General features: G+C 39.4%; 7 protein-coding genes. 2 read left to right on the forward strand and 5 right to left on the reverse strand.

Annotated features, from left to right (window positions below):
• Positions 1–11: 11 nt before the first annotated feature.
• From IPM92_13480 to IPM92_13495, 4 genes are all read right to left on the reverse strand, one after another.
• Positions 12–2,630 carry a T9SS type A sorting domain-containing protein gene (locus IPM92_13480; protein MBK9109341.1) on the reverse strand — a complete coding sequence of 873 codons (2,619 nt, stop codon included), beginning with the start codon at positions 2,628–2,630 and terminating at the stop codon, positions 12–14.
• Positions 2,631–2,859: 229 nt separating this feature from the next.
• A complete protein-coding gene (locus IPM92_13485) occupies positions 2,860–6,840 on the reverse strand; it encodes a M36 family metallopeptidase (GenBank protein ID MBK9109342.1) in 3,981 nt (1,326 codons plus the stop codon).
• A 433-nt stretch (positions 6,841–7,273) separates the two neighbouring features.
• Positions 7,274–7,954 (reverse strand): SOS response-associated peptidase, encoded by a 681-nt coding sequence (locus IPM92_13490; protein ID MBK9109343.1) that lies wholly within the window; start codon positions 7,952–7,954, stop codon positions 7,274–7,276.
• Positions 7,955–7,967: 13 nt separating this feature from the next.
• The gene (locus tag IPM92_13495) at positions 7,968–8,693 is read right to left on the reverse strand and encodes an SPOR domain-containing protein (protein ID MBK9109344.1); all 726 of its coding nucleotides are present in this window, start codon (positions 8,691–8,693) and stop codon (positions 7,968–7,970) included.
• A 202-nt stretch (positions 8,694–8,895) separates the two neighbouring features.
• Between IPM92_13495 and IPM92_13500 the strand changes: the two genes are divergently transcribed.
• Complete coding sequence (locus IPM92_13500) at positions 8,896–10,107, forward strand: trypsin-like peptidase domain-containing protein (GenBank protein ID MBK9109345.1); 1,212 nt, start codon at positions 8,896–8,898, stop codon at positions 10,105–10,107.
• Positions 10,108–10,197: 90 nt separating this feature from the next.
• Positions 10,198–10,914 carry a ComF family protein gene (locus IPM92_13505; GenBank protein MBK9109346.1) on the forward strand — a complete coding sequence of 239 codons (717 nt, stop codon included), beginning with the start codon at positions 10,198–10,200 and terminating at the stop codon, positions 10,912–10,914.
• Positions 10,915–11,025: 111 nt separating this feature from the next.
• On the opposite strand, the gene IPM92_13510 is transcribed toward IPM92_13505, so the two are convergent.
• The gene (locus tag IPM92_13510) at positions 11,026–13,923 is read right to left on the reverse strand and encodes a hypothetical protein (GenBank protein ID MBK9109347.1); all 2,898 of its coding nucleotides are present in this window, start codon (positions 13,921–13,923) and stop codon (positions 11,026–11,028) included.
• Positions 13,924–13,954 lie beyond the last annotated feature (31 nt).

The following is a 13,954-nucleotide window of genomic DNA, read 5'->3' on the forward strand; positions in this document are numbered from 1 at the left end:
AATCTTATTTCTTATCGCTGAATAATCAGCTGCTCTGTTTTCCGATTCACGCCATCGTCCACATGAATGATATATGCTCCGTTAGCAAGATTTAAACGCAAAAGATCCAATTCAAGATCATTTTCGCTTGCAGGAATCAGTGCCTTAAATACTTGCTTACCCAAAAGATCCATCATACTGATGGTCTTTGCGTTTTTATCAAATCCGCGCAGTTGGATACTTACAAAATCTTTTGCCGGATTGGGTATTGCGCTTAAACTAACAGTTGATAGTTCACCTGATGATCTTGCATAAAGATCCGGTGTTTCGATTTTCGCATATGAATTTACCAGACCATCGTCGTACTTCCGAAGAGCTCCTCCTCCCAAAGTATGGAACCAACCACTTACAATAATTGAATTGGTAATCCCACATTTGGATCGAATTTGGTAATGATAATACGTAGATGAGCTGAGACCGGCAAACGCATGTTCATTTCCAGGTCCTGATTTATTTGCCCAAGCAGACCAACTGGACCAAACACCAGCTGAAATTTCGTAGCGAATTCTAAGTTGGTATCCCGTATTACAAGGCGTGCCAGGATTCCATTTGATTTTTGCTGAATTTGTTGTTGTGTCTTTGTGATAAACCTGAATAGGTTGTCCGCAATTATATGCTTCTATGGTAACTTTAAAATTACAAGTCGTTTTTTTGCCATTCGCATCTGTAGCTACAAAAGTATTATTCGTATTTCCTAAAGGATAGGTCGCACCAGAAGCTAAACCCGTTGTTTGAGCGATACTGGCTCCGGAGGACTTATCATATACACACAAAGAATTGTAATTGACAACTGCATTACACACATTGGGTGCTGTGGTCACAATCATATCCTGAGGACATTCTGTAACACCACATCCAACGATAAGTATGGCTAAAGGATTGTCAGCCTTTCTTGGATATACAGGTTGGCCAAATTGATCGCAATAAAACCACCAGCTTGCGGATAAGTTTAAATAATAAACTCCCGGAGTTGCCGGCGCAACAAAATTTATGTTATGAGAACTTGATGAACCTCCAGTGGTATTAAACAAACAAGCTGAAAAGATATTTCCGGCTCCGGCATTCAATCCCACATAATGCTGAGTTATACATCCGCAACAGCCTCCACATCCCGGATTGACCGTTGTATTGCGATTAAAACTAAAATTTACATTTTGCCCAGGATTTACAACTGCTGTATTTGTTCCTGTTCCTGCAAGGTTCACCGCACTAAAAACTGATGTACGTCCTAAAGCATTATAGCTTAATGGACTTATTGGGCATGCGCCAATAGAAGGTGGCCCGTTTGTGCTTACGCTAAAAGTACAGCTCGCTGACGATCCACCCGAAGAAGTAACTGTAACAGTAACATTTTGAGTTCCTTCATCTGTACATGTAAAGCTGCTCTTTGTTAAAGTTGCAGATGTTATTCCTCCACAATCATTTGTTATGGTTAAGACGGCTTTCATGACATCTGATAATGGAGCATATTTCCATGCATAGCCACCTGAAACGCCTGTGTTCGGAGCAACCGGATCAATATATGTTTGCATTCCGATGATGACATGACCATCAGGAACTAACTGGAGTGGCTGTAAACCACCACCGCCACCGCCTACACCTGCTAATGTTGTATTGCTTGCATTGGATCCACCAGCTAATATATCAGCAATAGCTTTCGTTCTTCCGGTGATTCTATCAATAGCACAACCCATTCTGTTTTGAAATCCTACAAGTGCTTGGCCTGAAGGTGCCATTTCAGAAACACCAACTGTAGTTCCACTAGCCGTTCCATTATAACAGGTCCATACCTCATTCGCTCCAAACATTCCATCGGGCATAACCTCTTTACATTTTAAACGGAATTTACTGATGACTCCTGAACCCCAACCATTGCCATAATCAGCTTGATAACCAATAGCAACATAACCTGTAGGGCAATTACACAACAAGTCCAGGGCAGCTGCTACATTAGAACATGGAAAGCCTATCCCTTTTAATTGGGCCGGCAACATTTGTGGGACTGGTGGAAGGGCAGATATTGGTGTGGCAACATTACCCGTCATAATGTTTAGGTCTCTACAACTGATTACCGGGGTACAACAATTGTATTCAAATTCCAAAATTAAATTCTGCGAAGGGGGATAATAACATGTGTTCGTATTCACACCACCCCAATTTGCATTTGGATGACAGGGTCTGATTATATAACCTGGATCAGGACAGTCGCTACCACTGCAAGATCCTGGAGGATCTACCCAAACAACACCATTAAAGGAACTTGCACAATAATGCCAAATGTGACCATCACAGCCCGTAGAAGTGTAATCTAAATTTGTAAACATAGCATTTGCCATTGCCGCAACAATAGCAGGATTTGTACAAGTTAAGCCAACATTGTCATAGCTGCCGCGTATATTCATTTTAGTATAAGCTCTCGGAGACAATTGCCCTTTGAATGTGTTCCATGCTCCACAATGCGGACTTACTTGTTCAAAAACAAAAGCTTCACTAAATGTAATTGTACAAGGCTGGCAGAATGTAATTGTTCCGCTCAGGAAAATAAAGATTACTGCAAATAAATACTTTGCGATACAAATTAGATTTTTCATTTTGGTATTAATTTAGAAATTTATCTCTAAAATAAGTCATTATTCCAAAATTTTATCAATTAATTTTAAATGTATCATTGATTTCTAAGTCTTTATAAAGTAGCGTTGCTAAATATAATTATAAAGAAAATTCATATTCATTTCATCGTGTTCACTTTAAGTTAAAAAAGAATGCCCCGAATCTGTAAAGATCCGAGGCATTCGAAAGTTATTAATTTGTTTCGAAGCTTTATCGCTGAATGATCAGCTGCTCTGTCTTACGATTCACTCCATCATCCACATGAATGATGTAGGCACCATTAGCAAGATTCAACCGAATCAAATCAAGCTCAAGATCATTTTCGTTGGCCGGTACGCGTACCATGAAAATTTTCTTACCTAAAAGATCCATCATACTCACTGTTTTTTCCTGGCGATCAAATCCTTCCAGGTAAAGGCTTACAAATTTACTTGCCGGATTTGGAATGGCTTTCAAACTTAGGGATTGAAATCCATTTTCGAGTCCAATACGGGTGTCGGTTTGTTCCAACTTATTGAAGTTATCAGTAATATCTTTTTCTTGTTTTTTCAAGGAGCCTGTTGGCAAAGTATGGAACCATCCATTCACTACTGTTGAGTTGGTTGCAGATCCGCATTTAGATCTGATTTGATAATGGTAATAAGTACCTGCAGTCAAACCCGTAAACAAATGCTCATTTCCGGGTCCAGATTTATTGACCCATCCGGTCCATCCTGACCAAACTCCCGGAGATAATTCATACCGAAGTCTCAATTGATAACCTGTAATACAAGGTGTACTTCCCGGCTTCCATTTGATTTTTGCTGAGTTAGTAGTGGTATCTGTATGATATACCTGCACTGCTTGTCCGCAGCTACCGGCTTGTACAGTTACTTTAAAGTTGCAATTGGTCTTTTTACCATCTGAATCAGTTGCAACAAATGTATTGTTTGTTACGCCTAAAGGATAACTAACACCTGAAGCTAAGCCCGTAGTTTGAGCAATACTCGCTCCCGGTTTGTCATCATACACACATAAACTTCCATATGTATAGACCATGTTACAAATACCCGGAGGTGTTGTAATGGTAGTATCTGTAGGACATTGCGTTTGTCCGCAACCCACGATTAAAATCGCCAATGGGTTGGAGGCATATCTCGATTGCGTAGGTTGGCCAAACTGATCGCAGAAGAACCACCAAGAAGCTACTAGATTCAAATAATAAACCCCAGGAGTAGACGGCGCTGTAAAGTTGATACTATGTGATGCTGAGGAACCACCAGTAGTACTAAATAAACAGCTTGAAAAAATATTACCTGATCCTGCGTTTAATCCAACATAGTGCTGGGTAATACATCCGCAACAACCTCCGCAGCCCGGATTTACAGTTGTATTTCTGTTGAAAGTAAAGCTAACAGCCTGACCGGGTTTCACATTGGCAATGTTTGTTCCAGTGCCCGCTAAGTTCACAGCTGTGAAAACGGAAGTCCTTCCAAGCGCATTATAAACTGTTGGATTCAATGGACAAGAACCTATTGAAGGCGGACCGGTAACTGTAACCGTAAAATTACAGGTGGTTGTATTGTTTGCATAATCTTTTACGAAAGCAGAAACATTATGAACACCTACACCGTCCGCACAATCGAAATTATTTTTAGAGAATTGAACGTCAAAAATTCCATTACAAACGGGATCAAGATCTGTTACGATAGACTTCATAACATCTGAAAGTTTAGCATACTTCCAGGCATAGCCGCCAGATATACCGGCACTTGCGGGGTCTAGGTAAGTTTGCATTCCTATGATGACATTTCCATCTGGTGCGAGTTGTAAAGCTTGAAGGCCGCCGCCACCGCCGCCAACTCCTGTCATCGTAAAATGTACTCCATTTGAACCATTGGTCAAAATGTCTGCAATAGGCTTAGATCTACCTGCAAGGCGATCTATCGCACAGCCCATTCTATTTTGGAAACCTACAAGTGCATGACCTGCGGGCGCCATTTCTATGACCCCTGTAGTAGAGCCTGCAGCAGAACCGTTATAGCAAGTCCAAACTTCATTAGTGCCAAACATCCCATCCGGTCTTACTTCGCGGCAACGCAATCTGAACTTACTGAGCACTTGAGCTCCCCAACCATTGCCATAATCTGCCTCATATCCGACAACTACATATCCAGTAGGACAATTGCACATTACATCAGGAGCTGCAGCTACATTTGAGCAAGGAAAGCCAACGCCTTTTAGTTGAGCAGGTAAGTTCTGAGGTACTGGAGGCAATCCTTTTAATTCAATTTCAGGACCCCCTACCATGATTTCGACATTTCGACAGCTAACAACAGGTGCTGTATTGTCACAATTACAAGGTACATCAAAAGCCGCAGTGCCATCAGCAGTGCTGTTCACACTTCCCTGTGAAGCACTCAATCCTAAACCTCTTTTAGCAAATGCTTTCCATATAACGCATTGATTATCTTTTCCATATAAAATATCGTCTGCTGCTAAAATAGCATCTCTACCATTTACAAATCCAGGTCCACAAGGTTGAAGTATCATACCAAGATTCACCAAATGCATTGCTTTTTCAAAACCATCAACGGCTCCGTGTCTGGCTACAAGTCCATCAACCAATTCCCATAACATGGTGCACCAAACAAAACCAACTCCATGAGGAATGGCCATTGAAGGTAAATTTGCATAAGTATAAGCATTAACTCCTAAACTGGTAGAATACCGAGCAGGACGAATACCAGGTCCATTTGTAGCCTGTCCTAAAACATAAGTTCCGATACCACGGTCACTCGCACTTCCGGTCCATGTTGTCATCAAAGCATAAAAATCAGACCAACCTTCTCCCATTTGTTCTGCATTGTTTAAACATCCAACGTTTGCAGGACCACCAGTCAAACGATTTGAAATTCCATGAGCATATTCGTGGGCTATAACTCCATTGTCAAGATCAGAATCTCTAAAAGGAGAAGTTAAAGTCCAAACAAACATCTGCATTCTGGGTCTTGATCCATCTGCAGGTGTTCCAAAATTGGCATTATTTGTTCCTGATCCATCCTGCGCTTCTGCTCTTACATCATCATTACCCAAGCCCCCGTTTCCATAATTATTCACTTGGAAATTTCCATTTCCTTCATCAAAACCATATTGGTATGCAAAATCGTGAATGTAATTATTCCAATAAAAGAGATTTGTTACCGCTGCATCCCTGTAGGTGCTAGGTGCCATAGTCAAGTCAAGTGCAAAATCAAAATCCAATCCTGCTCCTCCATCGGGATCTGAACCCGGATCAGGGTTATTATCTGCATTTAAATCTGTATAAGCATGTACATTATTTCCGCGTGTTCTGGTAAATTCAGGTCCAGCTACACCATTTGTATCGTGCCAACCGAAAGGTGAGGCTGTAGCATCTGCCGGTTGAAGTTCCAATGTCCTACCGCCATGATTGGGGCTTTCGATAGGCTCTTTATAAACTCTGTAAGAACTTCCATCTAATGGTGAAAAAGCAACATGTTCTTCTAAATGGACATGATCAGCTCCGGAACATTTGCCATCAGGGGCATCAAAATTACAATGAACAACCAGGTTGTTTTTATTAATCAAATTTCCGTTGGTAGCATCGACTCGCGCCAACCACCAGTTTTGTGCATTGGTTTCATAAATACAAACTTCCCAGGTGAGATAAATCTTTCCATCTTCTCCTGGTACCCAAATCAAACGCACGGGTATATTCTCCAATGACAAATTACTTCTCTCGTAAACGACTTCCTTTTGGGAACCGCCTTTGTTCTCCATCATGCGCATTGAAGCCGGAGCAGGATAGCCCAATAACTCAGCAGCACGCAGTAAAGCTTGCCCTTGAGTAAGTACAGGTTCTGACGAACCTACCTTTGCGGAAATGTCCTGGCAAAAGCGATTGCTAGAGGAAACCACGAGTCCATCTTTGATATGCACACTGAATATGGCATTATGGATGGGAATCCCCAAATACATCTGCTGGATATAGACGTTGGTCAATCCGGCAGGTTTAAAAAAAGTTTCGTTAGTAACTTTAAGGTCTTTTACGTCATTTGCGTTGAGCCCAAACTCTTGTGGGTTTGCTCTCATAAAATTCAGTGCTAGGTCAGCATTCGATTGTGCATTGAGCATCGCTGTAAAAAGAAATGCGCAAATCCACAAAACGAAGGGGTTAAATTGTTTTTTCATTTTGAAAATATTTTGGTTATAAATGTGATTTTTAAAAAATCTAAGGTATTTCGCGTATTTTGGGATCCTTGAATACTAAGGATTGGACATCAAAAGTAAAAAAATGTTTTACATATTAGGCAGTTTGTATATTAAATTTTTTAAAATTTATTAACTTTTTATAAGTGATTGTAAATTAATAGCTTAAATATGAAAACCAGTTATTATTTTAGGGAAGCTTTGAAGCCATATGAAGAGCATACATGTTTAATGAAGTGTAAACTATCTTTAATATATTTTATGAAGCCGGGACTGAAAATTCATATCACTACACATTCCTAAAATCATGATATAATTTTCTGAATACCTATGACGAAAATTCTTAAAATTCAGGAAAATCAATCGTTTAAATACTAACATTTGTTAGTTTAAATTCTTTTCCAAAAATTAAATATTAGGATATTTCTTCGATCAGGGTCGGGTCATTAAACCGCACGTTGTTGACGCGGTCTGAAACGGGATAAGCATCCATCCATTCATCGGGATATTTTTTTAAAAAATCTTTCAACTGTAATGGCTGTAAAGTTTCATCCAACCAAAGCTGTTCTTCCCCTTTCAATAAAATCACCGGCATTCTGTCATGCAATGGTTTCATGAAATCATTAGATTCGATCGTTAGGATCGTAAAACTGGGTATTATTTTTCCGTGTGGATCTTTCCATTGATCAAAGAGGCCCGCCATAAAAAATACATCCCGGTCTTTTCTGCAAATGCGCATTGGCATTTTTTTACCGGATGGTGCTTTCTTCCATTCGTAAAATCCATCCATGGGTACAATGCATCTTTTGCTTTTTAATAAGGTCCTGAAACTTGGTTTTTCTTCCAGACTTTCCACCCTGGCGTTGATCATTTTAGAGCCGATCTTTTCATCTTTAGACCAAAAAGGAATGAGCCCCCATTTAAAATAATGAAAATGATCTATATCCGACATGGGAACTACCGGATGCCAGTGTGTTGGAGCGATGTTAAAACTGGGTAATGGATTATACCTCTCGAGATCCTCCGAATAAAAAGTTGCATTAAAACGCGCTTCGAGTTCGGCTTCGATTCGGGTAAGTGAACCCCTTCCACACATGAATTAAGAATGCCTATTTAGCTTTCAGAAATGCTTTCTCGCCCTTGGCTTCGAGCTTGCTCACAATTTTTTCAGCTTCTGCTCTGGTACTGTAACTACCGGCTATTGCTGAATAATATTCTGAGGATCCAAAAACTTTGCGCATGGCGCCCGAATAACCCATTTTCTTCAATTTTTTCACTTGATCATCTGCGTTTTCGGCTTTGATAAAACTTCCGGATACTACAAAAAAACCTCCACTTGATCCTTTAGGCTTGCTCGCTTCAGATTTTGATAAAGCAGGTTTTGATGCTGCCGGTTTGCTTGTGGTTGGTTTGGCTACCTTATTCACTTTCGGTTTTTCTTCAGCTTTTGATTTGGATTCAAGTGCTATTGTCTTTTCGGCAACTTTTTGTGCCTTTGGATCTGTATTTACGGCTGCCTGAGATTCCGGTTTAGCATTTGATTGCGTGTAATCCACTGTAGCGCCTGATTGTGGCGCTGCTGCATTTGCATTGCTTTCTGCCGGTGCGCCAACTTGAGAAGGTAACTGTCCTGTCAAATCTAAAATCATGCTGTCTTCAGCTGTCAAAGCTGAACCAGCAGCATGTTGTTGGTCCATAAATAAACTGTCTGCCATCTCTGCTGCAGGTAATACATCCTCAGCTGGTGCGTTGCTTCTCTTATAAATCATATAAACAATGGCAGCAACTAATAAAACCAGAAGTACATACAATAATATTTTAACGGTATCTTTCATTTCAAATGAGTTTAATAGAAAATAAGTGCAAAATTACAATATTTTACAAATTATAAAAATATATTATATGTTTATTTGCCTTAAAGGAGCCCCTCGACTGCAAAAACTTTATAATCCGTTAAATCGGTGTTAAATCAAAATCGCCTTAAATCCTAGCTCTCGTTTATGCGTTCTAGTTCCATAAGCTTAAAATTTTGAACTTATGAAAAATCATTTTATCCATTTATTATCCGGCGTTTTCGGCGGACTTCTCGTTTTGAGTGGTTTTATATGGTATCAAAAAAATAATAACCAGGCAGCCGAAAATCTGCCACTCACACATTCGGTGAGTTCGTATGTCAATAATATCACGGGACCAGATTTCTCATTAGCAGCAGAGAAAGCTTTAAACTCCGTAGTCCAGATCAACGCGCAGGAGAGCGATAAGCTCGCCCGGCAAAAAATGGAACAAAACGACCCGTTTTCTAACCATCCATTTTTTCGCGAATTCGACTTGCGTTCATTTGGATTTGGCATGCCTTATCAACAAAAGAAAGGAAGCGGAAGTGGTGTTATTTATTCACAGGACGGCTATATCGTTACCAATAACCATGTCGTAGAATTTGCAGATGACATCGAAGTTATTTTAGAAGATGGACGCAAATTTTCTGCAAAAAAAATAGGCAATGATCCCAGAACGGATTTAGCCATCATAAAAGTAGAAGCGGATAATCTACCTGTGCTGCCAATCGCTAACTCAGACCAAATCAAAATTGGCGAATGGGTGCTTGCCGTAGGGAATCCTTTTGGTTATTTGACTTCCACGGTCACTGCTGGAATTGTGAGTGCAAAAGGACGCGATTTAAATTTGCTGGATCATCAAGATGACCAATATTACAATCCCTTTCAGCAAAAACAAAACAACAATGCAGGAGTGGGCATAGAGGAATACATCCAGACAGATGCAGCAGTGAATCCCGGAAATAGTGGCGGAGCCCTTGTAGACGTCAATGGGCGTTTGGTGGGTATTAATTCAGCCATTGCAAGTAAAACAGGATATTACACTGGTTATTCTTTTGCCATTCCAAGCAATCTGATGGTCAAAATTGTGCGCGAATTAATACAGCACGGCAGCTTTGACAGGGGGCGTTTCGGTGTAGGTGTAGTGCCTCTTGATGAAGAACTTAAAAAAGAACTGAACCTTAATACAGAATATGGCGTTGTCATTACAGAACTTGAGGACAAAGGTTCTGCTAAATATGCAGGATTACTTCCGAATGATTTGATCATAGAAGTAAATAATAAATCGATTAAATCAGTTGAAGAATTGCAAAAAGTTGTAGCTTTGTCCAAGGTTGGCGAGACACTCTATACAAAGGTCATTCGCAACGGCCAAGTAAAAGAGATACCCGTTAAAATTCGTAAAATGTTATAAGCTTATATAGTAGCCTTTTGTAGCTTTCTATAAAGTTGGTTTTTCGTTTTGTTTGAAGGTCCCGGCTGCAAGGCCGGGATTTTTTTTTGTATGAACACCTATCTAATCTCTGAATTTGTAAGGAACTCCTGGAATGGATGCCTGGAGTTATTTTATCCAAATCTTTGCATTTGCTGCGAAGCCCGTTGTTTTTCAGCAGAACAAATATTCTGTCTGGATTGTCAAAGTCAGCTCCCGCCCAGCGAGATGTACCAGTTTGCCGAAAATGAATTTACCCTAAAATTTAAAGGCCGGATCCCACTCCACAAAGGAGCGGCCTTGTTTTACTATCAAAAAGGCAGCCGACTACAGTTAGCCATGGAGCGGCTTAAATATAAAAATGAGCCCGATATTGGAATTTCTTTGGGGTCCTATTTTGCGGATCGCCTCTATCAAAATCCCTTTATAGAAGCCCTGGATCTGATCTTACCAGTTCCCTTACATCCAAGTCGCGAAAGGATTAGGGGATATAATCAATCTGCCATGATTGCCAGAGGTTTTTCAGAAATTAGCAAGATTCCTGTAAAGGAAAATATATTGCTCAGAAGCAAAGAAACGAAATCACAGATTGATAAAAACAGGATGGAAAGAATCGACAATATGCAATCCGTTTTTGAAGTAAGACAAGCAGAAAAAATTGAGAACAAACATCTATTACTTATAGATGATATTTTGACGACTGGTGCAACCCTAGAAGCTTGTGCGCTTCAATTGTTAAAAACTGCTCCATGTAAAATTTCGATGCTGACCATTGGGATGACCTGTTGATTGGGAAAACTGTATTAGTTTGAGAATGCATTAATGTCATTTTTGAGTCCTCTTGGTCTTGTCCCTTACCCTCACAAATCGCATTATCAAAATCGTCTGAGTGAAATAAAATTACTTTTGTTCTTCGTAATTCTTTTTGAAAAACGATTTATATTCTGAAAGGCTTTTAAGTCGCAGAATTTCCCTATAATTATTCTGAGTCACTGCCAGCAATTCCCAATTATCAAATTCGGAAATATATTCCTGAGGTTTATTCATAACCCCTTCAAAATATTTCATGGCTTGCTTTTTCGTATCGAATTTGCGGATCACCAAAATGGGATTATTGGTTTCAGTATCCAAATCTACACTGGTCATTTTGAGTTTTTCAGACTGGTGATAATTTACATGATAATCTGAAATCGATATTTTTATTTTATTCGCGATTTTATCTTCAGGGTTATATAGAACCACCAGCATAAAATGCAATTTGTCGTCTTCTTCCTTGAAGTTAAATTTATCCAGCTCAGATTGTCTGATTTCGACAAATGCATCCTGGTCACCTCTCAGAAATCGCAATATTTCCTTAGCCTTTATTTCTTCTGGTGTTGAAGGATGATTGGCAACTACATCTTTTAATGCATTGATATAAACATCTTTGCCTTCCGTATTGCCCACACAAAATGCAGAGAGCAATGCAGTCTTTGCAAGCAACTTATGCCCGCCACTTATCCTGTTTTTGAGTAATTGCAACAACTCGAAGGCTTCTTTGTACTGTTTATTTGAATAATAGGTATAAGCTTTGTTGTATTCATTGGTAATTTCATCCCGTTTTGCAAGTAAACTCTTGACATATTCCGGATCGCTGAGCACTTTACCATAATGACTGCCGGGAAATTCGTAAATGATTTGATCCTTATATGAATTTGCACAAGCCTGATCTTCCAAATCCAGACAATTTAGATAGAGGTAATACAGCGCATCCGGTTTGCGATTGGTTTTCGGATATGTTTCGAGAAGGCCCTTGAGACTTTGGGTCGATTTAAGATAATTATCTAATTTTTCCCGATATAAAACGCCTAACTGGTATTTGGATTCTGCAATTTTATTGTTGATTTCGAGAATTTGTTCTGGAGTCTCAGGAATTCCTTTTAAAATTTGTGCCAGGTCCGCTTCTAAACTATCTTTCTCTTCTTCGACTTCTTCTGTAGCAAATTCATTGATGGTGAAGGTATTTTTATTTTTTCTTCGCCAATTGTCCTCCAGATTTCGACTCCCCCAAACCTGTTCAAACTCTGAACGGCCCCTATTAATAGACCTTTGGTCATACGCAAAGAAATTACTGGACACTTTTTTTGCTTCCGGGCCAATTTGATTTTCTCTACCAAAAGGATTGGCAGCGAATGCATCCATCTCTGCAAACCGCGACTTGTTATCCTTTGTAGTTTCAGGTGTTTTTGCTTTTTTGGCATTTTTTATTTGGATGGCTAACGCTCGTTTGTCTTTGACGGAAAGTGCTGCAATGCGCAATAGACTATCGTTTAAACTAATACTTTCGAGGTGTTTGGAAATTTCTTCAAGATTGGCAACCACTTTAGCAACAGCAATCCTTCTATGGTCTGTTTTGGTCATCATTGCCATCGTACTATCATAATAATTCTTAGCCTTCAGATAATCTTGTTGTTCGAAAAAATATTCTCCGAGTTGATAAAAGGATTCTGCTTTTTGAACATTGGTAACATTAGGAGAACGGAGTGATAAATTGAAATAAGAAATAGCGGTATCCTTTTTACCCTCTTTTAAAGAAATCATTGCAATGGCATAATACATCTCCCCCTTGTAATCGCTGTTTTTAGGGTCTTCCAGAAGTTTTTCCATTTTCATGGCAATCTCCTGTGTTGAATTTCCGGCAGCAGCATCATTGAGTAATACATTCAAACGAGCATGAAACACAAGTTCATAAGATGCTTTATCTTTTATACTTGCATTAAAATAGTTGTTCGAGTTTTCATAACGACCCGCTTTCTGAAAAAGCTGTCCAAGAATATATGCATAACGTGCTCGGTCTTTTTTCTCTTCTGTAAATTCAATCGCCGATTTTAAAGCAATAATGGCTTTTGCATCCTGCTCGGTTTTGATGTAGAGATCTGCGTAAGCGGCATATAATTCGCCTTTCAGGTCATTACTGGCATAAGGATCATTCTCCACTTTTCTAAATAATTGCTCGGCCTCATATGGTTTTCCTCTTTCAACCAAATTTTTTCCTGCCCAGATAGCACCTTCCCAGTAGGCTGGATAGTGTGGAAATAACCAGGAACCTTCATTGGTCAGATTTGATTTATCTTCTTGCTTTGGAGCCGGCAAACTTTTGTCAGCAACTAGTTTTTCAGGTGTTGCCTTGGTATCGGTTTCTGTTTTTGCCGGTGTTTTAGTTTTGTTCTTTTTGGCTTTGGCCTTTTCCTTTTGAGCTTTTTTGCGATCTTTTGCTTTTTGCTCTGCTGCTTTTTGCCTTTCCTTTTTTAAATCTTCTGCTACTTTCTTTTTTTCCTTTGTGGACTTTTCTTTGATCTTTTTAGATTTCAGGCGATTTTTAAAAGGGTCGTATTCCTCTAAAAAAAATCGATAAGAATTTTCTGCGGTCTCGTAGTCTTTTTTAAGGTATTGTGCTTTAGCCAGTAATAAATAACAATCATCCGTCCAGTGACTCACGCGATGGTTTGTGATCACAACGCCAACTTTCTCGATGGCTTTATCTAATTTAGATTTAACGGGATCAGCAGATTCGACAGCATTATACTGAAAGACGGGTAAAATTTTATTATAATTATCTTTGTGGTTCTGTTGCAGGGTCAACACAACTTCCTGCATAATTTCATTTGCATTAAAATATCCATTGTATTTTGAAGTTGTATTGTGATAAAAACGACCTAAAGCAGAGGTTTCGCCCTTTTTGCGTCGACTTACACAGCCATCTGTCAAGAATGCACAAATGAGGAGGCCAAAAAACAGTGTTTGGATAGAAATTTTCATGGATGCGTTAAAAGATGACTATAATAACAGA

The organism is Saprospiraceae bacterium (assembly GCA_016719615.1).
In the GTDB taxonomy this organism is placed as follows: Bacteria; Bacteroidota; Bacteroidia; order Chitinophagales; family Saprospiraceae; genus Vicinibacter.

Excerpts from the sequence above, each read along its gene's own strand:
- IPM92_13510 (MBK9109347.1), bottom strand. The coding sequence starts at position 13,923 with ATGAAAATTTCTATCCAAACACTGTTTTTTGGCCTCCTCATTTGTGCA.
- IPM92_13500 (MBK9109345.1), top strand. The coding sequence starts at position 8,896 with ATGAAAAATCATTTTATCCATTTATTATCCGGCGTTTTCGGCGGACTT.
- IPM92_13495 (MBK9109344.1), bottom strand. The coding sequence starts at position 8,693 with ATGAAAGATACCGTTAAAATATTATTGTATGTACTTCTGGTTTTATTA.
- IPM92_13480 (MBK9109341.1), bottom strand. The coding sequence starts at position 2,630 with ATGAAAAATCTAATTTGTATCGCAAAGTATTTATTTGCAGTAATCTTT.
- IPM92_13490 (MBK9109343.1), bottom strand. The coding sequence starts at position 7,954 with ATGTGTGGAAGGGGTTCACTTACCCGAATCGAAGCCGAACTCGAAGCG.
- IPM92_13505 (MBK9109346.1), top strand. The coding sequence starts at position 10,198 with ATGAACACCTATCTAATCTCTGAATTTGTAAGGAACTCCTGGAATGGA.
- IPM92_13485 (MBK9109342.1), bottom strand. The coding sequence starts at position 6,840 with ATGAAAAAACAATTTAACCCCTTCGTTTTGTGGATTTGCGCATTTCTT.